The following is a 21,491-nucleotide window of genomic DNA, read 5'->3' as shown; positions in this document are numbered from 1 at the left end:
CGATGGGTCCCTTTCGTCGAAGTTGTTGTCGGCCCGCACGGAGCGGGCGCCCGCAGGGAGCACCTGCGAAACATCAACTCAAAGGGGACTCCCGAGATGCGCATCGTCACCAAGAAGAAGGCCGCTGTTCTCGTCGCCGTCGCTGCTGTCGCGATCGCCGGTGCGGGTGGCGCGTACGCCTACTGGACCACCTCCGGTGAGGGCTCCGCGACCGGCGCCGCCGGCACCGACACCGCCTTCACGATCACGCAGGTCGGCACCGTCACCGGCCTCGTCCCCGGTGTCGCGCAGACCGTCGACTTCAAGGTGAACAACGGCGCGAACTTCGCCCAGTACCTCACCGGCGTCACCGCGAACGTGGCGAGCACGACCTCCGGCAACGGCGGCGGCCCGGCCTGCACCGTCGCGGACTACGTCGTCGACAACGTCCTCATCGCGGCCGGCCAGATCCCCGCGGGCCAGAGCCAGTCCGGCACCGCCCGCGTGCTGCTCAAGAACACCGACGCGAACCAGGACAACTGCAAGGGCGCGACGGTGACCCTGGCCTTCGCCTCCAACTGATACCGAACCGGGCCGGCGGAGCGAGTTCCGCCGGCCCACGCACGCCCGGACGTCAGGTCCGGACCGACACCGCCGAAGTGATCACCACGGGGACCGAGGAGAACGCCATGACCGAGCAGACGGAAGAGCGGCGCAGGCGCCGCGTGGCCGTTCTCCTCGGCCTGCTCGCGTTGCTCCTCACGGGCGTGTTCGCGTTCCTCGCCTCCCTGGCGACCGGTGCCGCGACCCCGCCGCTGCGGATCGCCGTCGAGCCCGGCGCCGTCGTCCTCGGGGACGAGCGGTCGGCCGAGTACGCCATCACGCTGGTCCGCGGCTCGGAGACGGGCCCGGTGACCTTCACCGCGGCGGCGCTCCCGCCGTTCGCATCGGCGGCCTTCACGCCGGCCACCACGAGCGGCGACACCTCCACGCTGGTGGTCACCGTCGACGAGAAGTTCACCCCGGCCGGCGACTACGACATCGTCGTCCGCGCCACCGGGGAGGACGCCGTCGCCGGTACCACCGTCCGCCTGACGCTGCGCCCCGCCGCCTCGGCGGCGAGCGGCCTTCCGCTCGCGTTGACCGGCCTCCCGGCGGCAACGCTCCGCCCCGGCATCTCCGCCCCGATCGACGTCGAGCTGACGAACAACAACGCGGCCGACCTCGACATCGAGGCGCTCCGCGTCGACCTCGCGATCGCGGCCGCCCCGAACGCGACCGGGCGCCTGGTGTGCACCGTCGCCGACTTCGCGCTCACCCCGTACACCGGCCCGACGTTGACGCTGCCCGCCGGCGCCACGCGCACCCTGTCCGACCTCGGAGTCCCGACCGGGCAGTGGCCGCGGGTCCGCATGCTCGACACCCCGGTGAACCAGGACGGCTGCAAGAACGCCGCGCTGCGCTTCACCTACGGCGCCACCGGGCGGGCCTCGTGAGCCGCCACGCCGCGCCGACGGCGCGCCTCCGCCGCGTCGCCGTGACCGCCGCGCTCGTCGCCGGCGCCGTGACGCTCCCGACCGGGGTCGCGCAGGCCTACTGGCGGACCACCGGAACCGGGTCCGCCGCCGCCTCCGCGGGCAACCTGTCGCCGCTGACCGGCGTGGCCGCGACGGCCGACGTCGCGGGGCCGCTCGCCCCGGGGTCCACCGGCACGCTCGTGGTCGCCGTGCGCAACCCGAACTCGATGCCGATCACCGTCACAGCGGTGACCGCCGGCGCCGGCCCGATCGGCGTCAGCGGCGCGCTCGGCACCTGCACCAACCCTGCCGTCACCGTCGTGCCCCGGACCGGGCTGTCGACCGTGGTCGCTCCCGGCGCGAGCGTTTCGATTCCGCTCCCCGGCGCAGTGACCATGGGACAGGCCGACAACGGGTGCCAGGGTGCGAACTTCTCGGTGCCCGTCACCGTGACCGGACGGATCTCATGAGCATGCCTCGCTCTCGCTACCTCGTGCCGCTGGCGCTCGCGTCCGCGGTCCTCGGGCCGACGGCGGCGTACGGGTTCTGGACCGTCAGTTCCTCCGACGTGAAGGGTTCCGCGCGTGCCGACATGATCGGCTCACCGTCGGTCCAGGCCGGCCTCAACGGCGGCGACGTCCGCATCGCGGTGACCGCGCCCGGGTCCGGGCCGGTCCCCACCTCGTACCGCGTCGACCGCACGTCCCCGACCGCGAAGACCGGCGTCTGCACGATCACGGCGGACTCCGCCGGCGTCGGCACCTGCCTCGACAGCGACCCGTCGGTCCTCGCCACCAACACCTACCGCGTCTTCGCCGTCGCGGGTTCGTGGACCGCCACGAACGCGAACGCGCCGACGACGAGCATCTTCGTCCCGGTGATCGACCGGGCCCTCACCGTCGCGGTCTCCCCCTCGCCGGCCGGGTCCAGCACGACGCTGACGCTGACCGCCACGACCGCCGGCCTCCCGGACGTGCTCTACAACGGCACCAAGAACCTGCTGATCACCGGCGCGGCGGACAGCCCCAACGGCACCGCTCCGACCTACCCGGTCACCGCCACCTTCACCGGCGGCAAGGCGACGGTCTCGGTCGTGCTGACCAACGCCGCACCGACCACGCTGACCGTCGTCAGCGAGGGTCGCTCGGGCTCGAGCTCGTCCTTCACCGTCAACCCCGCGAGCGCCGCGTCCTACGCACTCACCGGGCCGGCGACGGCGCAGGCCGGGATCGCCTACACGCTCGCCAAGGTCACCGCGACCGACGCGTACGGCAACCTCGCGACGGGGTACACCGGCAGCCGTGTGCTGACCTGGTCCGGCGCGGGCACCGCGGCCAACGGGGCCACGCCGACCGCGTCGACGACCGCGACGTTCACGAACGGCGTCGCGACCAGTGTCGCGCTGACGCTGGTGAAGGCGGAGACCGCCATGCTCAAGGCAACGACGGGCGGCATCACCACGCCGACCGCGCTGCCGGTCACCGTCGGGGGCGGCCTGCCGACCTCTGCGGCCTGGCTGGGGATCTCCTCGGTCGTCCCGGGCATCGGGCTGGTCAACTGTGCCGGGCAGAGCTGCTCGGCCTACGCGCTCGGCAACGAGGGCGGTATCGAGGGCACGATCGCGCTCACCGACGCCTACGGCAACCCCGCCGCGAACCCCGGCGCCGGCTGGTCGCTCACCTTCGTCGCGGTCAAGACCAAGGGCCAGGGGACGGGCGACTTCACCGTCGAGGGCCGCACCGGCAACCCGCTCACGCACACGGTCCCCGCGACCGGCGCCAGCTCCGTCACCTTCCGGTACATGCACCCCGGCAACGCGGACTGGAAGGACGACGTGACGATCACCCTCACCCGTCCGAACGGCACCCTCGCCGCCACCCTCACCGCGGCCCTGTACAAGACCCAGTAGCCCGCCCCGCCCGGCCGCGAACACCACAAGGGGTGACACCCTTTTTGGAGGCCGAGATGAATCCAAAAAGGGTGTCACCCCCACTGGTCAGAGCAGCGGGCGCTGGGCCTTCTTCGCGCCCTCGTAGGCGGAGCGGGCGGCCTGGGTGCTCTCCAGCGCGGAGACCTCGGCGACCGGGACGTCCCACCAGCACCCCGACGAGGGGGCCGGGGCGAGCGGGTCGACCTGGACGTGGACGACGCTGACCGCGGGCGAGGCGAGGGCCTTGTCGAGGTCGGCGCGGAACTCGTCGAGAGTCTTCGGGCGGAACACCTCGGCGCCGAGGCTCGCGGCGTTGGTCGCGAGGTCGACGGGCAGCACGTCGCCGTCGAGTCGACCGGACGCCGGGTTCCGGTACCGGTACGAGGTGCCGAACCGCTGGCTGCCGAGCGACTCCGAGAGCGCGCCGATCGAACCGAAGCCGGCGTTGTCGACGAGGACGACCGTCAGCGGGATGCGCTCCGAGACGGCGGTGACGATCTCCTGACTCATCATCAGGTACGAGCCGTCACCGACGAGGGCGACAACGTCCCGCTCCGGGGCCGCCATCTTCACCCCGAGGGCACCGGCGATCTCGTAGCCCATGCAGGAGTACCCGTACTCGACGTGGTAGCCCTTCGGGGTCCGCGCCCGCCACAGCATCTGCAGCTGTCCGGGCATGCTGCCGGCGGCCGCGACCATCGTCCCCGCGCGCGCGTTGAGGGCCTCGTTCACAGCCCCGAGCACCGCCGTCTGGACCGGAGCGGCTCCCCCGGCGCCGGTGAGCGCGGCGTCGGCGACGGGCGTCCAGGTGGCGCGGGCGCGGTCGAGGCGGGCCGTCCACTCCGCGGGCGCGCGGTGGCCGGCGAGCGCGGTGGTGAGCGCCTCCAGCCCGGCACGGGCGTCGGCGGTCAGCATCAGCGCGCCGTGCTTGGCGGAGTCGAACGCCGCGACGTTGAGGTTCACGAAACGTGTCGCCGGACCGAAGACCGTGCGCGAGCCCGTGGTGAAGTCGCTCCACCGGGTGCCGACGCCGAGCACCACGTCCGCCTCGGCCGCGAGCGAGTTCGCGACCGGCGTCCCGGTGGCCCCGAGCGGGCCGGCGCTCAGCGCGTGGTCGAACGGCAGCGTCCCCTTGCCGGCGTGGGTGTCCGCGACCGGGATCCCCGTCGCCTCCGCGAACGAGCGCAACGCGGACTCCGCGGCCGAGTAGGTCACGCCACCGCCGGCGACGACCAGCGGGCGCCGGGCGCCGCGCAGGAGTTCGGCGGCGCGGGCGAGGGCGGTGGTGTCCGGCGCCGGGCGCGCGACGAGCCAGGTGCGCTCGGCGAACAGTTCGTCGGGCCAGTCGTAGGCCTCGGCCTGGACGTCCTGCGGCAGCGCGAGCGTCACGGCCCCGGTCTCGGCCGGGTCGGTCAGCGTCCGCATCGCACCGAGCAGCGCCGGTGGCAGCTGCTCCGGACGTTCGATGCGCGCGAAGAACCGGCTCACCGGGCGGAAGGCGTCGTTGACGGTCGTCCCGGGCTCGCCGGGCAGCTCGAGCTCCTGCAGCACCGCGCCGGCCGCGCGGGTGGCGAAGACGTCGCCGGGCAGCAGCAGGACCGGCAGCCGGTTGATCGTCGCGAGCGCGGCGCCGGTGACCATGTTCGTCGCGCCCGGCCCGATGCTCGTCGTGCACGCGAGCGTCTGCAACCGATCGCGCATGCGGGCGTACCCGCACGCCGCGTGGACCATCGCCTGCTCGTTGCGCGCGAGGTAGTACGGCAGCACCGGGTCCCCGACCTTCGGTGCCTCGGTCGCGTTCTCCAGCAGCGCCTGGCCGACGCCCGCGACGTTCCCGTGGCCGAAGATCCCGAAGCAGCCGGGGATGAGCCGCTGCCGCGTCCCGTCCCGCTCGGAGTACTGGACCGCGAGGAACCGCACCAGCGCCTGGGCCACCGTCAGCCGCATGCCGTCTTACCTTTCCTTGCGTCCGAACCCTGCGTCCGAGGATGTGGTCGCAACAGCAGCCACATCGTCGGACGTTAGTGGGTGATCCGCCCGGCGGCGGAGGTCATCGGGACCCGCGGGTCGCACTCCTGGGACAGCCAGGTGCCGCGGACCCAGGCGTGGGCCGGGTCGTCACAGATCAGCCAGGCGCGTTCGGGGCCCGGGCCGGCCATGACGTTCAGGTAGTACAGGTCGACGCCGGGCGCGGCGATCGACGGGCCGTGCCACCCGTGCGGGACGAGGACGACGTCCCCGTCGCGGACCTCGGCAAGGACGTCGATCGGACGCTCCGCGGTGCCGTAGACGCGGTGGTACGCCAGACCCGGGCGGGAGAGCTCGAAGTAGTAGATCTCCTCGAGCTCGGACTCCAGGCCCGGCCGCTTGCAGTCGTGCTTGTGGGGCGGGAACGAGGACCAGTTCCCGCCGGGCGTGAGCACCTCGCACGCGATGAGCCGGTCGGCCTCCAGCACCCCGGGAACGCCGAAGTTGTTGACCTGCCGCGTCGCGCTGCCGGCCCCGCGGACCTCGACGGGGACGCTCTCGGCGGGCAGGTAGGCCGGAGCCAGCCGCCGCTCGCAGCGCGCCCCGGCGACCGCGAACCGGCCACCGCGGATCGAGTACACCGACACCGCGGAGTCGCGCGGGACGTAGGCCAGGTCGCTGACGCGGTCGAAGACGCTCTGACGCCCGGTCAGCTCGAAGCTCTCCCCGTCGCAGCCGACGGTCCCGGACCCGGCGAGCGGGAGGACGATTGCCTCCTCCTCACCGCTGTCCCAGCGGTGCGATCCGCCCGGGGGCAGATCGAGGATCCGCAGCGAGGTGTGGGTCCACTCCGGACGGCCGGCGGGGATCTCCAGTGCCCACGCATCGTGGGCCGTCGAGCCGGCCGGCAGGTGCAGGTTCACGAGCAGGCCGCCAGGTGAGCCTCGACCTCCGCGGTGGTCGGCATCGCGTCGGAGCAGGCGATCTGCGCCGCCACCAGCGCCCCGGCCACGTTCGCGAACCGCAGGATCCGCTCCAGCGACCAGCCGGCGAGCAGGCCGTGGCAGAACGCCCCACCGAAAGCGTCGCCGGCGCCGAGGCCGTTGAGCACGTCGACCCGGTACGGCGGGACCTCCACGAAACCGTCGTCGTCGAGCCCGAGCACCCCGGCCGGCCCCATCTTCACGACCGCGATGCGGACGCCCGCCTCGCGCAGCTCCTCGGCCGCCGCGCGGGGATTGCGCTCGCCCGTCGCGACCTCGCACTCGTCGAGGTTGCCGATCGCGACCGTCGAGCGCGCGAGCACGGCCCGGATCCACGGGTACGCTTCGTCGGGCGAGGGCCAGAACATCGGGCGCCAGTCGAGGTCGAGCACGGTGTGCTCGCGGCGTTCCCGCGCGCCGAGGGCCGTCAGCGTGGTCGCCCGGCTCGGTTCGCGGGACAGGCCCGTCACCGTCGTCCAGCACAGCGCGGCGCTGCGGACGGCGGCGAGCATCGCCTCGTCGGCCGCGATCTGCAGGTCCGGGGCGTCGTCCCGGTAGAAGTACAGCGGGAAGTCGTCGGGCGGGAACATCTCGCAGAACGTCACCGGCGTCCGGCCGCCGGGCACGGTGGCGACGTGGTCGTCGGACACACCGAACCCCGCGAGCGCACGGCGCAGAAAGCGACCGAAGGGGTCATCGCCCACCCCGCTGACCAGCGCCGCGCGCCGGCCGTGCCGGGCGGCGGCGACGGCGACGTTGGCCGCGCTCCCGCCGAGGTACTTGCCGAAGCTGGAGACGTCCTCCAGCCCGACGCCGACCTGCTGCGGATACACGTCGACGCCGAGCCGACCGATCGTCAGAACCTCTGCGGGCATGCTCATCGGGATCACACCGGCAGCGCAGCCCGCAGGTGGGCCAGGCTCGCGTCGACGTCGGCGCGGATCGCGGCCGCGGCGCGCTGGTTGGCGTCCGTCGGGTCGTCCTCGCCACCGCGGGGCGCGGGCAGGATGCGGTCCTGCTCGAGGACGTACCAGCCGTCGTAGCCGGCCGCCTCGAGCGTCGCGACGATGTCGGCCACCCGGGCGTCCCCGGCGCCGAGCGGGCGGTACATCCCCGCGGCCACGGCCTCGGTGTAGGTGAGTTCCCCGGTGCGGACGCGCGCGGCGAGCGCGGCGTCGACGTCCTTGAGGTGGACGTGCCGGATCCGGCGGGTCGCGACCTTCGCCAGGGCGAGCGGGTCACCGCCACCGGCCAGGCAGTGGCCGGTGTCCAGGCACAGGCCGATCGTCGCGCCGAGCAGGACGCGGTCGATCTCCTGCGGCCGCTCGACCAGGGTGCCGACGTGCGGGTGGAGCGTGCCGACGAGTCCGAACGCCGCGGCCCGCTCCGCGAGACGGTCGAGGTTCATGCAGAGCAGCGTCCACTCGTCGTCACCGAGCTCGGGCCGGGAGTCGTAGCCGTCCTGACCGCTGACGGCGGCGAAGACCACGACGCCGGCGCCGGCCTCCTTGAAGGCCCCGAACAGCGGGTCGAAGTCCGTCGCCTCGACCTCACCGGCGTGCACGACGACGGGGACGAAGCCGCCGACCGCGCTCATGCCGAACCGGTGCAGTACCGCGGCGCGTTCTGAGCCACCGTCAGGCAGGAAGCCGTCGGGGCCGAACTCCGCCGCGCGCAGACCGGCCGCGGCCATCTCCGAGAGCACGAGGTCGGCGGGGAGCTGGTAGCCCCAGCCCGGCACCTCGCACACGCCCCAGGAGATCGGGGCGCCGGCCAGCCGGTGGATCCACGGAGCGGTCATGCCACACCTTCCAGACTGACGCGACCCTGCTGGCCGGGCAGCACCCCGGCCGCCTCGATGTCGGCGACGGCCACCGGCCGCCGCTCACGACGGGAGATCTCGCACGCCTCGGCGAGGACGAACGCCGCCAGCGCGTCCGCGACGGTGCAGCGGCTCGAACCGCCGCTGCGGACGAGCGAGACGAACGCCGCCATCTCCGCGGCGTAGGCGGCGCCGAAGCGCTCCAGGAAGCCGGGGAACGCGGGCTCCGACGGGTAGGTCATCGGCTCCATCGACCGGATCGGCGTCCGCGGCTCCAGGCCGACGGCGATCGAGTCGCGGTGGCCGCGGACCTCCATGCGGACGTCGTACCCGGCGCGGTTGTAGCGGCTGGCCGAGAGCATCGCGAGCGAACAGTCGGCCATCGTCAGCGTGACCGCGACGGCGTCGACGTCACCGGCGGCGCGGATGTAGTCGTCGCCGAGGTTGGCGCCGGTGGCGTAGACCTCGACCGCTTCCTGACCGGTGACCCAGCGCAGGATGTCGAGGTCGTGCACCAGGCAGTCGCGGAAGATGCCGCCGGAGACCGCGACGTACGCCGCGGGCGGGGGCGTCGGGTCGAGCGTCTGCCCGACGATCGTGTGGATCGGCCCGAGCACACCGGACGCGACGGCCTCGTGCGCCGCCACGTAGCCGGGGTCGAACCGGCGCTGGAACCCGACCTGCACGAGGCCGCCCGCGGCCTGCACCTGCGCGAGCACCGCCCGCGTCGAGGCGATGTCCGGGGCGACGGGCTTCTCGCAGAAGACGGGGATCCCGGCCGCGACCGCGCGCAGCACCAGCGCGGCGTGGGTGTCGGTCGGGGTCGCGACGACCAAACCGTCGACCCCGCCGTCGATCCCGCCCGCGAGCAGGGCCTCGACGTCCGGCGCGCTCGCGACGCCCAGGGCGGCCGCGGTCGCGCGGGCGCGCTCGGGGTCGGCGTCGGTGATCACGACGTTCGCGGCGCCGACGGCGGCCACCAGATTCTGGGCGTGCAGCGCACCGATGCGCCCGACGCCCGCTACCCCGATCCGCACGAATCCCCCCACCAGATGAGTCCAGGAGGCAAAGGGTCCCGCTTCCGCCCCGGTCGGCGCAGCACGAACCGCCCAACCGTGGCCGTACGGATGATCCCGAGCCCGGCAATTCGGACGATTCGGGCATCCGGTTACGCCGTCCGAGGGTCCAACCACGACGGCGCGGCGCGCCTTTCCCGGGTCGGGGAAGGGCGCGCCGCGCCGGAGAAGGTGCGGGGAACCTAGTTGTTGAGCGCCACGATCGCGGACTCGATGTCGGCCGAGGCCGCCCGGTTGAAGGGCAGCTTGGCGAGCAGCGAGCCCATCAGGCAGGTGTTCGACAGGGCCGCGAACGTGAGACCGCCGCCGACCGCGCCCGAGAGGAACTTGGCCTTCGGGAACTTCAGGCTGGCGAGGATGCCGGTCAACACCAGCGAACCGGCGACCAGGCGGACCTGCCGCTCGATCGTCCACGCGGACGCGCCGCCCTCGGTGTCGCCGCCCACGGACTCCCAGGCGCCGAGCCCACCGTCGAGGACCGAGACGTTCGGGCGGCCCTTCGCGCGGAGCGCGTCGGCGGCGAGCTGCGCCCGGCCGCCGGACTGGCAGACGACGACGAGGTCGGTGTCGGCCTTGGCGAGGGCGTCGGCGTAGGTCTCGAGGTCACCGAGCGGGATGTTGTGCGAGCCGGGGATCCGCGACGCGGCGAACTCGCCGGGCGTGCGGACGTCCAGCAGACGGACGGAGCCGTTCTTCTGGCGCAGCGTGGTGGGGCTCAGGGTGTCGGGCAGGCTCATTCCGCGCTCCTCGGTCCGGGGTGCCAGGTGAGAAAGTCTACGCCTGACGTGCTCAATGTAAACCATATCGGTCGACATTGCCGACCGTCACATTCGGGACCTAACGCCCCGGAGCCCCGTCTGCTTCCCCACGGGCCCAGGCCAGGTCGGCCGGGGTGTCGATGTCCGCCGGGGAACCCAGGTCGTCGCAGGCCACGGGCGTGATCAGCTCCGGGTGGGCGGCCAGGAACGGCCGGGCCCCGGCGTCGCCCTCGGCCAGGCGCGCGACCTCGTCCCACGTCGGCCGGGCGAGCAGGACGGGGTTGCGCCGCTTCCCGCCGTAGGTGGCGGTGGCGACGCTCGCGCCGGCGGCGAAGGCGTCGACCACCCGGCGGACCACGTCGGCCCCGATGTCGGGCTGGTCCACCAGCGAGACGACGACGGCCGCGGCGTCCGTGCCCGCCAGCGCCGCGAGCCCGACGCGCAGGGACGAGCCCATGCCGGTGGCCCAGTCGGGGTTCGGGACGACCGTCGCCCCGTCGACGGTGAACGGCGCCGCGCCGGAGACCACGATCAGCGGGTCGCACCCGCCGTCGCGCAGGACGCGAACGGCCCGGTCGACCAGCCGCTCTCCCCCGAGCTCGACGAGCGCCTTCGGGGTGCCGAGGCGGCTGCCGGATCCCGCCGCGAGGACGAGGCCCGCAACCGCCATCTACATCACCGGTTCGTCGGTGACCGGGGCGAACGCCGGGCCCAGGTGGGCGGTGTCGTTGACGCGGCGGACGATCCAGAGGTCGTCGACCATGAGCATCTGGGTGATCGAGGCGTTGTCGACGTGCATGAAGGCCATCGGCGAGCAGCCGGTGGCGAGGGCGATCGCGATTCCGATGACGCCGCCGTGGCAGACGACCGCGACGCGCTGCGCCGGGTGGGCGGCCTGGATCTTCTCCAGCGCCCCGCGGACCCGGGCGCCGAACGCCTCGTTGTCCTCACCGCCCGGGATGACGCCCCAGTCGCCCTTGCGCATCATCTCGAGGAAGGAGGCGTCCTTCTGCTGGGACCGCTTGCGGAACTCCCCGCCCTCCCACTCGCCGAGCTCGACCTCGCGGAGCTCGGGGACGACGATCGGGTCCAGCCCGGAGAAGTTCGCGAGCGGCGCGGCGGTCTGCTGCGTGCGGACCAGCGTCGAGCAGTAGATGGCCTGGATCCCGACGGAGGCGAGCCGCTCCCCCATCAGCGCGGCCTGCTGGTGGCCGAGCGGCGAGAGCGCCGGGTCCGCCTGCCCGCTCGGCAGCCGCGGGTAGGAGGACGAGCTCATGCCCTCGGACTGCCCGTGGCGGATCAACAGGATGTCGGTCGCGCCCTCGGGGGCCTCGAAGGCCTTCTGGGCGTAGGCGACTTTCGGGTCGACGTCGTCGTTCGACATGGCCGTCTCCTGCCGTCTCGGTACCCGGTCGTAGGCCCCCTCGACCGTAGCGGGAAGCTGTACTCCGATAATCCGCCAGGACTGTGACACCGCTGACAGGGAGTACCGCACGATGGGCCGGCTCGCGCAGACCGAGAACCTGACCGATGTCCAGCAGGAGATCCTGCGCACGGTGGCCGACTTCGTCGAGAAGGAGATCATCCCGAACGCGCAGGAGCTGGAGCACAGCGACACCTACCCGCAGGAGATCGTCGACGGGATGAAGGAGATGGGCCTGTTCGGGCTCACCATCCCCGAGGAGTACGGCGGTCTCGGCGAATCGCTGCTGACCTACGCCCTGGTCGTCGAGCAGATCGCCCGCGGCTGGATGAGCGTCTCCGGGATCATCAACACCCACTTCATCGTCGCCTACATGCTCATGCAGCACGGCACCGACGAGCAGAAGCAGAAGTACCTGCCCCGCATGGCCGAGGGCGAGGTCCGCGGCTCGTTCTCGATGTCCGAGCCCGGGTGCGGCTCCGACGTCTCGGCGATCAAGACCAAGGCCAAGGAGGACGGCGAGGACTTCGTCGTCAACGGCGCCAAGATGTGGCTGACCAACGGTGGCTCCTCGAACCTCACGGCGGTGCTCGTCCGCACCGACGAGGGCGCGGAGTCGGTCTACAAGAACATGACCGTCCTGCTCGTCGAGAAGCCCTCGGGCTTCGGCGAGGTCCTGCCGGGCCTGACCGTCCCGGGCAAGATCGAGAAGATGGGCTACAAGGGCGTCGACACGACCGAGATGGTCTTCGACGACTTCCGCATCGCGCAGGGCCAGGTCCTCGGCGGCGCCGCCGGCCGCGGCCGCGGTTTCTACCAGATGATGGACGGCGTCGAGGTCGGCCGCGTCAACGTCGCCGCCCGCGGTTGCGGCGTTGCGATCCGCGCCTTCGAGCTCGGTGTCCAGTACGCCCAGCAGCGCGAGACCTTCGGCAAGAAGATCGCCGACCACCAGGCCGTGATGTTCCGCCTCGCCGACATGGCCTGCAAGGTCGAGTCCGCGCACCAGATGATGGTCATGGCCGCCCGCAAGAAGGACTCCGGCGAGCGCAACGACCTCGAGGCCGGCATGGCCAAGTACCTCGCCTCCGAGTACTGCCGCGACGTCGTCGAGGACTCGTTCCGCATCCACGGTGGCTACGGCTTCTCGAAGGAGTACGAGATCGAGCGCCTCTACCGCGAGGCCCCGATGCTCCTGATCGGTGAGGGCACCGCCGACATCCAGCGCATGATCATCGGCCGCCGGCTGCTGGAGGACTACAAGCTGCGCAGCTGAGCGGAGCGCCGAGCGAGGAACGAGCTCGAGCGTTCCCGAGGCAAGCAGCTTGTTGGAGCGAAGCGGAACATAAGATCCGGGTGTGACGCTGACGCGGCGTCAGGTCTCGTTGTTCATGACGTAGCAGGCCTCCTGGAGCAGTACCGCGTAGATCGCGGAGGCAAGGTTCTTGTCGACGGTGATCCGCGCGGTGCTGAACCGCTTCACGATGATCGGGATCACCTTGGTCTCGAACATCCCGCTCGCCATCTGGTCGCAGGTGGCCCGCACCTTGCGGATCGTCGCGGCGCGGTCGGGAACCAGCCGCTTGTCGAGTTGCCGGAGGCGGGCGACGACCGCGGCCTGCCAGCCGCTCAGCGCGGCCTGGGACCGGACGTCGGTCTTCGACGGGACGACGACCTCCGGGGCGACGGTGGCCTTGGCGGGCTGCGCCTTCGCCCCGGCCGCCGGCGCGGCGGCCCCGGATGCGGCGGGCGCCGGGATCGCGGCGGCAGAGGCCGCGGGCGGGGTGGTGCCGGCGGCCGCGGTGGGAGTCTCCTCGGTGCTGCCGCCACAGCCGGTCAGGGCCAGCGCCGTGGCCAGGGCGAGCGCGGGCAGCGCGGTTCGAACGTGCAGGGGCATGGTCGGACGGTAGATCCGTAATGTCACCGCTATATGAACGCGCGTTGCGTTTGTGGTTGGTTCAGGCCATGGGTGACGAGCACCTCACGCACGGCTGGGAGGCCGGGGCGTCCGACGAGCATTCCGTGCTCCGCGCGTTCGTCCTCAGCACGGCGGACTCGACGGCCTGGATGGCCGAGCGCGTCGGCGGCCGAGTCGGCCGGTGGGACGACCTGGCAGCCGCGGACCCGGCGTCGCCCGTCTTCTTCGACAACTTCGCCGTGCTGTTGACGCCGCCGGCCTACGGGAACCTCGACGACGCCGTCGCACGCCTGGCCGCGTTCTACCCGCCCGACCGCCACTTCGTGCTGCTCTCGGTCTGGCCGACGCCCGACCTGAGCGGGCAGGGCTTCGCGCTGATGGGGCACCCGCCGTTCATGGTCCGCGCGGCGGGCGGGGATCGGCCGCCCGCACCGGACGGGCTGACGATCGTCGAGGCGACCGACGCGGCGACGCTGGCCGACGCGCTTCACGTCCTCGGCGAGGGCTTCGGCTTCCCGGCCGAGGGCAGCCCGGCCGGCGACCCGCGCGTCCTCGACGGTCCGATCCGGGTCTGGGTGGGCTACGCCGACGGGCGCGTAGTGAGCACCGCGGCGGCCCGACTCGGGCACGGGATCGTCGACGTCGAGGCGGTGGCGACGCTCCCCGGGTGTCAGGGCCGCGGCTACGGCGAGGCGTTGACGTGGGAGGCCACGCTGGCCGACCCGGCGCTCCCGGCGGTGCTGTACGCCAGCGACGCCGGCCGTCCGATCTACGAGCGCATGGGTTACCTGCCGTTGTTCCGCCTCACGCTCTGGCACCGGCCGCCCGCCGCGGCGTAACGATCCTGAGGGGACGTCAGGGCGCGAGACCCCGGACGATGGTGTCGAGGAGCCGCTCGTAGGTGGCGCCCGGGTCCGCCGTCAGGACCAGCGAGTTGAGCTCGAGGGCGACCGCGCCGTGCACCGCGTCCCAGATCTGCTGGGCGACGTCGACGACGTCCCCGCGGGCCAGGACACCGCCGTCCATGGCGTACTCGACGCGGGCGAGGAGTTCGCCGAACGCGCGCATCGAGGCCTCGGCGACCTCGTCGGACCCGAGTCCGATGCGGGCGAGGAAGATCGCCTCGTAGTGCTGGCGGTTGGCCAGCGCCCACTCCCGGTACCGGCGCCCGCCGGCCATCAGCCGCTCGCGCGGGTCGGGCTCGTTGTCGCGGCCGACGGCGGCCTGGAAGTCCTCGATCGCGCGGATCAGCAGGGCGTCGACGAGCCCGTCCTTGCTTCCGAACCGGCTGTAGACGCCCATCGGGGCGACACCGGCCTCCGCCGCGACGGCGCGGACCGTGACGCCGGCGAGCCCGTCGCGGCGCAGCACGTCGTCGGCGGCCCGCAGCAGCGAGGTGCCGACGTCCTGGCTGGGCGTCCGCTGCGGCGCGACCCGGGAGGTGCTCACCCCGTCATCCTGCCCGCTCCCGCGAGGATGGAACAACGTTCCACAGCCCGTTCGGCGGACACTCTGGGCGGACGCTCAGGTGGGGCGCACCCGGAGCCCGCTCAGGGCGAGGTCGACGACGGCGTCGGCGAGTTCGCGCTCCCCGAGCCCCCCGCCGGGGCGGTACCACTCGGTGAGGGAGTTGATCAGGCCGAAGAGGAGCCGGGCGGTCAGCCCGGGGTCGGCCGCGGACCGCAGGTCGCCCTCGGCCTCGGCGGCGGCGACCAGCGCGGTGACGCGGTGGTCGAACTCGCGGCGGCGGGCCAGCGCCGCGCGCTCGGTCTCGGTGTTGCCGCGGACCCGCAGCAGCAACCGCACGTGCGGGAACTCGCGGACCAGGACCTGCACCGATCCGCGGAGCAGACCCTCCAGCCGCTTCACGGCCGGGCCGTCGTCGGACTCCGCGGTCTCCAGGGCGGCGAACAGACCGCCCAGGGCGCGGTCCAGGGAGCGCCCGAGCAGCTCCTCCTTGCCCTTGACGTGGTGGTAGAACGACGACTTCGTGATCCCCGCGGCGCGGGCGAGGTCGTCCATGCTCGTCCCGTCGTAGCCGCGCTCGCCGAAGACCTCGACCGCGACCGCGAGCAGCGACTCGACGTCGTACCGGCTGCGTTTCTCGGCAGGCTTCGCGGATCGTTCGGCGGTACTCATCGCAGGTCCAGCACCCGCTTGGCCTTGCCGACGGAACGTTCGATGGCGCCCGGTTCCCCCACCTCGACCTGCGCGCCGAGGCCGAGTTCGGCGAGCAGCAGGCGCTCGAGCTGCCCGGCGAGCTCGCCGTAGCGCGCCCGCTCCACGTCGGGCCGGGCCTCGGTGCGAACGGTGAGGACGTCGAGCCGCTCGGGCCGGGTCAGGACGCAGAGGAAGTGCGGCGACAGACCCGGGACGCGGAGGACCATCTGCTCGACCTGCGAGGGGTAGGCGTTCGCGCCGCGGACGATCATCATGTCGTCGGCGCGGCCGGTGATGCGCTCGATGCGCGGGAAGCCGGGGCGCGCGGTGCCCGGCAGCAGACGCGTCAGGTCACCGGTGCGGTAGCGGATGACCGGGAAGGCCTGCTTGGTCAGCGAGGTCAGGACGAGCTCACCGCGTTCGCCCTCGGGCAGCGGGTCACCGGTCTGCGGGTCGACGATCTCGGGCCAGAAGTGGTCGGCCCAGATGTGCAGGCCGTCCTTGGTCTCGCCGCACTCCTGCGCGACGCCGGGACCCATCACCTCGGACAGCCCGTAGATGTCGACGGCCGCCATGCCGAAGCGGGCCTCGATCTCGGCGCGCATCGCCTCGGTCCACGGCTCGGCGCCGAGGATGCCGACCTGCAGCGAGGTCGAGGCCGGGTCGATGCCCATGCGCTCCATCTCGTCACCGATCGCGAGCAGGTAGGAGGGCGTCACCATGATGACCTGCGGCTGGAGGTCGCCGATCAGCTTGATCTGACGCTCGGTCAGGCCGCTGGAGACGGGGACGGCGGTGCAGCCCAGCTTCTCCGCGCCGTAGTGCGCCCCGAGGCCGCCGGTGAACAGGCCGTAGCCGTACGCGATGTGGATCGTCTGGCCCGGCCGGCCGCCGGCCGCCCGGATCGAACGGGCCATCAGACCGGCCCAGGTGTCGATGTCGTCGAGCGTGTAGCCGACGACGGTCGCCAGGCCGGTGGTCCCGCTGGAGGCGTGGATGCGCGCGAGCTTCTCCCGCGGGACCGCGAACCGGCCCCAGTTGTCGGCGCGCAGGTCGGCCTTCGTGGTGAACGGCAGCTTGGCCAGGTCGGCCAGGCCCGAGATGTCGTCCGGGTGTGCGCCGGCCGCGTCGAACGCGGCCCGCGTTGCCGGGGCGCTGGAGTACGCGTGCCGCACCGACCAGCGCAGTCGCTCCTCCGCGAGGGCGGCCACCTCGTCGGCGGAGGCGGTCTCGATGGGGTCAAGGACTGCGCTGGCGGTGTCAGTCATGTCAGTCGCTCCGTGATTCGAACGCCGTCCGAGCCGGGCTGGTTCTCACCGATCGTGCGCGACCGGCCGCGGAACTCGGCGACGATCTCGCCGTCGTCCCGCATCACGGTCACGTCGTACACGCCGCTGCGACCGAAGCGGGTCCGTTCCACCGCGCGGGCGGTCAGGACGTCGCCGACGGACGCGGGTCGGCAGAAGGTGATCTCGCCGCCGGAGGCGACGGTCTGGGGACCGTGGCTGTTGCAGCACACGGCGAACGCGGTGTCGGCGAGCAGGAACAGCACGCCGCCGTGGCAGATGTCGAAACCGTTGACCTGATCCTTCGTCACCGTCATGCGCAGGGTGACGTCCCCCGGCGCGACGGACACGAGCTCGATGCCCGCCGCGTCGGACGCCCGGTCGTTGAGCATCATCGCGTGAGCGACGGCGTCCGCGACCTTCAGCGGATCGGGCGCGGTCATCGGTCGTAGTCCACGGTCAGCTCGGGGCCTTTCGGCCGGGCCTGGCACGTGAGCACGAAGCCGCGTTCGAGTTCGTCGTCCTCGAGGGCGAAGTTGGCGTCCATGGCAGCCGTGCCGGAGGTGACGGTGGCGCGGCAGGTCCCGCAGACACCGCCGCGGCAGGCGTACGGGGCGTCCGGGCGCAGGCGGAGCACCCCGTCGAGCACGGTCTCCTCGGGGCTGATCTCGACCTCGCCACTGCGTCCGTCGAGCGTGAAGTACACGGTGCTGTGCGGGCCGTCGACGTGCGTGGAGTCGACCTTGGCCGGCGACACCGGGGCGCCCCGGTGGAAGATCTCACGGTGCACCCGCGCCGGGTCCACACCCCGAGCTTCGAGGACGCCGGCCCACGTGCCGACCGCGTCGTTCGGGCCGCACAGGTACCAGGCGTCGGCGTCGAGCGGGACCAGCGGGCCGAGGACCCCGTCGAGCTTGTCGGCGTCCAGGCGGCCGGCCCGCAGCGGCGAGGCCTGCGGTTCCCGGGAGAGGAAGTGCAGCAGCTGGAACCGCGACGGGTAGGAGTCCTTGAGGTCCGCGAGCTCCTCGCCGAACATGATCTGCGCCGACCCGCGGCTGCCGTAGAGCAGCGTCACGGTGCTGCGCGGCTCCCCCGCCAGCACGCTCGCCACGATCGAGAGCAGCGGCGTGATGCCGGATCCCGCCCCGAGCGCGACGTGGTGCCGAGCGGTGTCGGGCGAGATGTCGGTCCCGAAGTTCCCCTTCGGTGTCATCACCTCCAGCTGCATGCCGGGCCGCAGGTCGGCACACGCCCAGGTGGAGAACGCTCCGCCGGGCAGCCGCTTGACGCCGATGCGCAGCGGGCCGCCGACGGGCGTGGCGATCGAATAGCTGCGACGCGCGTTGGCCCGCCCGTGGTCGCTGCGGATCGTCAGGTGCTGGCCGGGCCGGAACCGGTACGCCTCCGCGAGCTCCGGCGGGACGTCGAAGGTCACCGCGACCGAGTCGGAGGTGAGGGGTTCGACCGCCGCCACCGTCAACGTGTGAAACGCCGCGCGAACCGGCGACGCCGTCTCCTCGACCACCGTCATCAGTGCGCCTTCATTCGCTCGAAGGGCTCCTTGCACTCGTTGCAGGCGTGCAGGGCCTTGCAGGCCGTCCCGGAGAACCGGGAGAGCTCGCGGGTGTCGAGCGACCCGCACTGCGGGCAGCGGACGGACAACTGCAGGGCGACCGGACCGTCGCCGCGGCGCGGGGCCGGCGGCGCGATGCCGTGCGCGGCGAGCGTCGTGCGTCCGGTCTCGGTGATCCAGTCGGTGGTCCAGGCCGGGGCGAGCACCGTGCGGACCTCGACCTCGGTCGCGCCCGCGGCGGTCGCGGCCGCGCGGACCTCGTTCGCGATCGCCTCCATCGCGGGGCAGCCGGAGTAGGTCGGGGTGATGGTGACGACGGTGGTCGTGCCGTCCACCTCGACGTCGCGCAGGATGCCGAGGTCCGCGATCGTGATCAGCGGCAGCTCGGGGTCGAGGACCCCGGCGACGGCCGTGCGGATCGCGCTCTCGGTGGAGCGGACGTCTCCACGTGCGGTCACCATGTCGCCCCCGGGTGGGCGCGGTGGAGCGAGGTCATCTCCTCGATCAGGGCGGTGAACTCCGGGGTCCGGACGCCGCCACGGCCACCGCCGGCCGCCGGCTCGACCTGAGGCACCGTCAGCGTGGCCTCGGCCAGGACGGCCTCGACGTACTTCGACCACGCGGGCCGCAGGGACGACGGATCGACCGCCGCCCCGAGCCCGACCAGACCGGCCGTGGCCGGGTCCGGCGCGAACAGCTCGTCCGCGAACGGCCACATGGCCTCCAGCCCGGCCTGCATGCGCCGGTGCGACTCCCCCGTGCCGTCCCCGAGGCGCAGCGTCCACATCGTCGCGTGGTCGCGGTGGTACGCGACCTCCTTGACGGCCTTGCCCGCGACGCCGGCGAGCGTCGGGTCCGAGCTGCGGGACAACGCGTCGTAGAGCTCGTACTGGTAGGACGAGAACAGCAGCTGACGCGCGACGGTCGCGCCGAAGTCACCGTTGGGCCGCTCGACGAGGTGGACGCAGCGGAACTGCTCCGGGGCGCGCCGGTAGGCCAGGGCGTCCTCGTCCCGGCCGTCGAACGAGCCGGCGTAGGTGAGCAGCGCGCGGGCCTGGCCGAGGAGGTCGAGGGAGATGTTCGCGAGCGCGACCTCCTCCTCGAGCTCCGGGGCGTTGGTGATCCACTCGAGCAGACGCTGCCCGAGGATCAGCGCGTCGTCCCCGAGGGCGAGGGCGTAGGCCGCGACGGCGTTCGGCGTCGTCACAGGTGATCCACCTCGGGCGGCAGGGTGTAGAAGGTCGGGTGCCGGTAGACCTTGTCGCCGGCGGGGTCGAAGAACGCGTCCTTCTCCTCCGGGCTCGACGCGGTGATCGCGTCGGCCGGGACGACCCAGATCGAGACGCCCTCCTGCCGGCGGGTGTAAAGGTCGCGCGCGTTCCGCAGCGCCAGTTTTGCGTCGGGCGCGTGCAGGCTGCCGACGTGCGCGTGCCCGAGCCCGCGCCGGGGCCGCACGAAGACCTCCCAGAGGGGCCAGTCCGAGCTCACGCGGCGTCCACCTTCGCGGCCTGCTTCTTCGCGTAGGCGAGCGCGGCCTCGCGGACCCACGCCCCCTCGGTGTGCGCGGCGACGCGGCGCTCGATGCGCTCGGCGTTGCACGGCCCGTCGCCCTTCACGACACGGGCGAACTCGTCCCAGTCGATCTCGCCGAAGTCGTAGCTGTTCCGCTCGGCGTTCCAGCGCAGCTTCTCGTCGGGCAGCTTGACGCCGAGCACGTCCGCCTGAGGGGCCGTCATGTCGACGAAGCGCTGCCGGAGCTCGTCGTTGGAGTGACGCTTGATCCGCCACGCCATCGACTGCGCGGAGTTGGTCGACGCCGCGTCCGGCGGGCCGAACATCATCAGCGACGGCCACCACCAGCGGTTGACGGCGTCCTGGAGCATCTCGCGCTGGGCGTCGGTGCCGTCCCGCAGCGCGAGCAGCATCTCGAAGCCCTGGCGCTGGTGGAAGGACTCCTCCTTGCAGATGCGGATCATCGCCCGGGCGTACGGCCCGTACGAGCAGCGGCACAGCGGGACCTGGTTCACGATCGCCGCGCCGTCGACCAGCCAGCCGATGACGCCGACGTCGGCCCAGGTGAGCGTCGGGTAGTTGAAGATCGTCGAGTACTTCTGCGTCCCGGTGTGGAGCCGGTCGAGCAGGTCCGCGCGGTCGACGCCGAGCGTCTCCGCGGCGGAGTACAGGTACATCCCGTGGCCGGCCTCGTCCTGCACCTTCGCGAGCAGGATCGCCTTGCGCCGCAGCGACGGGGCCCGGGTCAGCCACGCTCCCTCGGGCTGCATACCGATGATCTCCGAGTGCGCATGCTGCGCGATCTGGCGGATCAGCGTCGCTCGGTACTTCTCGGGCATCCAGTCCCGGGGCTCGATCCGCTCGTCCGCCGCCAGGACCGCCTCGAAGTGCGCCTGCTGCTCCATGCTGGGGCCTCCGCAACCCGACCGAATGTTCGGTTGGGGATACCGTAGGTCGGCCCGCGAGGCGCTGTCAACAGCCCCCGGCGGTACGTCGGCTGACGCACCCGCGTTACCCGGCAGGTAATCGCGGACGGGCGCCGGAGGAGTCAGAGTGGGGGTATGACCACCGAGATCTCCGACCGCATCCACGCCGACGACCTGACGCCGGGGCAGGAAATCCCGTTCGGGTCGTACACGCTGACCGAGGAGGCGATCCTCGACTACGCGCGACAGTGGGACCCGCTGCCGATGCACACCGACCCCGAGTGGGCGGCGAACGGCCCGTACGGCGGGGTCATCGCGAGCGGGCTGCAGACGATCGCGGTCTACCAGCGGCTGATCGTCGACGCCCTGTGGTCGAACGCGATGGGCAAGGCCGGGCGCGGGTTCGACCTGAAGTTCCTCGGGCCCGTCCGGCCCGGGACGACGCTGACCGGCGCCGCGAAGGTGGTCGCGATCGCGCCCCGGCCCGACCGCGGGGACGCGCTCGTCGAGCTGCTCTCCCACCTCGTCGACGACGCCGGCACCACCGTGCTGGAGCTGCGCGCCGACGTCATCATGAACCTGCGCGGCGCCCCGGTTCCCTAGGGCGTGTTGATCAAGTGATCTGAGGGGAAGTTCGGCCAGGCTCGGGGTCATGGTCAG

25 protein-coding genes are annotated in these 21,491 nt (G+C 72.6%); 7 read left to right on the top strand and 18 right to left on the bottom strand.

The features are described from left to right. Positions 1-96: 96 nt before the first annotated feature. The 4 genes from ABD401_RS23980 to ABD401_RS23965 all read left to right on the top strand — a co-directional run bounded on the left by ABD401_RS23980 (position 97) and on the right by ABD401_RS23965 (position 3,405). Positions 97-561, top strand: a complete 465-nt coding sequence (locus ABD401_RS23980; protein WP_344609561.1) for a hypothetical protein — start codon at positions 97-99, stop codon at positions 559-561. A gap of 107 nt (positions 562-668) precedes the next feature. Then, positions 669-1,475: a hypothetical protein gene (locus ABD401_RS23975; protein WP_344609559.1), complete on the top strand. Its 807-nt coding sequence runs from the start codon at positions 669-671 to the stop codon at positions 1,473-1,475. Then, a complete protein-coding gene (locus ABD401_RS23970) occupies positions 1,472-1,966 on the top strand; it encodes a hypothetical protein (RefSeq protein WP_344609557.1) in 495 nt (164 codons plus the stop codon). The genes ABD401_RS23975 and ABD401_RS23970 overlap by 4 nt, the downstream gene beginning before the upstream one ends. Positions 1,967-1,968: 2 nt before the next feature. Beyond that, on the top strand, positions 1,969-3,405 hold the full coding sequence (locus ABD401_RS23965; protein WP_344609555.1) for a hypothetical protein: 1,437 nt from the start codon (positions 1,969-1,971) through the stop codon (positions 3,403-3,405). 87 nt (positions 3,406-3,492) lie between these two features. Here the strand turns inward: ABD401_RS23965 and iolD are convergent, their stop codons facing one another. The 8 genes from iolD to ABD401_RS23925 form a co-directional block, all read right to left on the bottom strand. Continuing rightward, a complete protein-coding gene (gene iolD / locus ABD401_RS23960; RefSeq protein WP_344609553.1) occupies positions 3,493-5,373 on the bottom strand; it encodes a 3D-(3,5/4)-trihydroxycyclohexane-1,2-dione acylhydrolase (decyclizing) in 1,881 nt (626 codons plus the stop codon). Positions 5,374-5,447: 74 nt separating this feature from the next. Beyond that, a complete protein-coding gene (gene iolB / locus ABD401_RS23955; protein ID WP_344609551.1) occupies positions 5,448-6,317 on the bottom strand; it encodes a 5-deoxy-glucuronate isomerase in 870 nt (289 codons plus the stop codon). Further along, positions 6,314-7,258: a 5-dehydro-2-deoxygluconokinase gene (gene iolC / locus ABD401_RS23950; RefSeq protein ID WP_344609549.1), complete on the bottom strand. Its 945-nt coding sequence runs from the start codon at positions 7,256-7,258 to the stop codon at positions 6,314-6,316. Before iolC ends, iolB begins: the two co-directional genes overlap by 4 nt. A gap of 5 nt (positions 7,259-7,263) precedes the next feature. Further along, positions 7,264-8,178, bottom strand: a complete 915-nt coding sequence (locus ABD401_RS23945) for a TIM barrel protein (protein ID WP_344609547.1) — start codon at positions 8,176-8,178, stop codon at positions 7,264-7,266. Next, complete coding sequence (locus ABD401_RS23940) at positions 8,175-9,236, bottom strand: Gfo/Idh/MocA family protein (protein ID WP_344609620.1); 1,062 nt, start codon at positions 9,234-9,236, stop codon at positions 8,175-8,177. Before ABD401_RS23940 ends, ABD401_RS23945 begins: the two co-directional genes overlap by 4 nt. Positions 9,237-9,457: 221 nt before the next feature. Further along, complete coding sequence (locus ABD401_RS23935) at positions 9,458-10,012, bottom strand: rhodanese-like domain-containing protein (protein ID WP_344609545.1); 555 nt, start codon at positions 10,010-10,012, stop codon at positions 9,458-9,460. A gap of 100 nt (positions 10,013-10,112) precedes the next feature. Then, positions 10,113-10,703 (bottom strand): nucleotidyltransferase family protein, encoded by a 591-nt coding sequence (locus ABD401_RS23930; protein ID WP_344609543.1) that lies wholly within the window; start codon positions 10,701-10,703, stop codon positions 10,113-10,115. Further along, entirely contained in the window at positions 10,704-11,417 is a 714-nt protein-coding gene (locus tag ABD401_RS23925; protein WP_344609541.1) for a histidine phosphatase family protein, read from the bottom strand. It abuts the gene before it with no gap. Between the two features lie 112 nt (positions 11,418-11,529). Between ABD401_RS23925 and ABD401_RS23920 the strand changes: the two genes are divergently transcribed. Continuing rightward, positions 11,530-12,732: an acyl-CoA dehydrogenase family protein gene (locus ABD401_RS23920; RefSeq protein ID WP_344609539.1), complete on the top strand. Its 1,203-nt coding sequence runs from the start codon at positions 11,530-11,532 to the stop codon at positions 12,730-12,732. Between the two features lie 99 nt (positions 12,733-12,831). Here the strand turns inward: ABD401_RS23920 and ABD401_RS23915 are convergent, their stop codons facing one another. Beyond that, a complete protein-coding gene (locus ABD401_RS23915; RefSeq protein WP_344609537.1) occupies positions 12,832-13,353 on the bottom strand; it encodes a hypothetical protein in 522 nt (173 codons plus the stop codon). Between the two features lie 68 nt (positions 13,354-13,421). Here ABD401_RS23915 and ABD401_RS23910 point away from each other — a divergent pair, with 68 nt between their 5' ends. After that, positions 13,422-14,213, top strand: a complete 792-nt coding sequence (locus ABD401_RS23910) for a GNAT family N-acetyltransferase (RefSeq protein WP_344609535.1) — start codon at positions 13,422-13,424, stop codon at positions 14,211-14,213. A gap of 16 nt (positions 14,214-14,229) precedes the next feature. On the opposite strand, the gene ABD401_RS23905 is transcribed toward ABD401_RS23910, so the two are convergent. The 9 genes from ABD401_RS23905 to paaA all read right to left on the bottom strand — a co-directional run bounded on the left by ABD401_RS23905 (position 14,230) and on the right by paaA (position 20,810). Next, the gene (locus ABD401_RS23905) at positions 14,230-14,823 is read right to left on the bottom strand and encodes a TetR/AcrR family transcriptional regulator (protein WP_344609533.1); all 594 of its coding nucleotides are present in this window, start codon (positions 14,821-14,823) and stop codon (positions 14,230-14,232) included. A gap of 75 nt (positions 14,824-14,898) precedes the next feature. Further along, positions 14,899-15,513, bottom strand: a complete 615-nt coding sequence (locus tag ABD401_RS23900; protein WP_344609531.1) for a TetR/AcrR family transcriptional regulator — start codon at positions 15,511-15,513, stop codon at positions 14,899-14,901. Continuing rightward, positions 15,510-16,802, bottom strand: a complete 1,293-nt coding sequence (locus tag ABD401_RS23895) for an AMP-binding protein (RefSeq protein ID WP_344609529.1) — start codon at positions 16,800-16,802, stop codon at positions 15,510-15,512. The genes ABD401_RS23900 and ABD401_RS23895 overlap by 4 nt, the downstream gene beginning before the upstream one ends. Beyond that, positions 16,799-17,263, bottom strand: a complete 465-nt coding sequence (paaI, locus tag ABD401_RS23890) for a hydroxyphenylacetyl-CoA thioesterase PaaI (protein ID WP_344609527.1) — start codon at positions 17,261-17,263, stop codon at positions 16,799-16,801. The genes ABD401_RS23895 and paaI overlap by 4 nt, the downstream gene beginning before the upstream one ends. Next, positions 17,260-18,351, bottom strand: coding sequence for a 1,2-phenylacetyl-CoA epoxidase subunit PaaE (paaE, locus tag ABD401_RS23885; protein WP_344609525.1), 1,092 nt, complete (start codon positions 18,349-18,351; stop codon positions 17,260-17,262). The genes paaI and paaE overlap by 4 nt, the downstream gene beginning before the upstream one ends. Then, positions 18,351-18,854: a 1,2-phenylacetyl-CoA epoxidase subunit PaaD gene (gene paaD, locus ABD401_RS23880; RefSeq protein ID WP_344609523.1), complete on the bottom strand. Its 504-nt coding sequence runs from the start codon at positions 18,852-18,854 to the stop codon at positions 18,351-18,353. Before paaD ends, paaE begins: the two co-directional genes overlap by 1 nt. Then, entirely contained in the window at positions 18,848-19,600 is a 753-nt protein-coding gene (gene paaC, locus ABD401_RS23875) for a 1,2-phenylacetyl-CoA epoxidase subunit PaaC (protein WP_344609521.1), read from the bottom strand. The genes paaD and paaC overlap by 7 nt, the downstream gene beginning before the upstream one ends. Then, positions 19,597-19,881 carry a 1,2-phenylacetyl-CoA epoxidase subunit PaaB gene (gene paaB / locus ABD401_RS23870; protein ID WP_344609518.1) on the bottom strand — a complete coding sequence of 95 codons (285 nt, stop codon included), beginning with the start codon at positions 19,879-19,881 and terminating at the stop codon, positions 19,597-19,599. The genes paaC and paaB overlap by 4 nt, the downstream gene beginning before the upstream one ends. After that, on the bottom strand, positions 19,878-20,810 hold the full coding sequence (gene paaA / locus ABD401_RS23865; RefSeq protein WP_344609516.1) for a 1,2-phenylacetyl-CoA epoxidase subunit PaaA: 933 nt from the start codon (positions 20,808-20,810) through the stop codon (positions 19,878-19,880). The genes paaB and paaA overlap by 4 nt, the downstream gene beginning before the upstream one ends. A gap of 156 nt (positions 20,811-20,966) precedes the next feature. Between paaA and ABD401_RS23860 the strand changes: the two genes are divergently transcribed. Beyond that, a complete protein-coding gene (locus ABD401_RS23860; RefSeq protein WP_344609514.1) occupies positions 20,967-21,434 on the top strand; it encodes a MaoC/PaaZ C-terminal domain-containing protein in 468 nt (155 codons plus the stop codon). The last annotated feature ends 57 nt before the right edge of the window (positions 21,435-21,491 follow it).

Origin of the sequence: Sporichthya brevicatena (assembly GCF_039525035.1) — a bacterium.
Taxonomy (GTDB): Bacteria; Actinomycetota; Actinomycetes; order Sporichthyales; family Sporichthyaceae; genus Sporichthya; species Sporichthya brevicatena.
The sequence above is the reverse complement of the archived record's forward strand: the minus strand, read 5'-3'. Positions and strand labels throughout refer to the sequence as shown.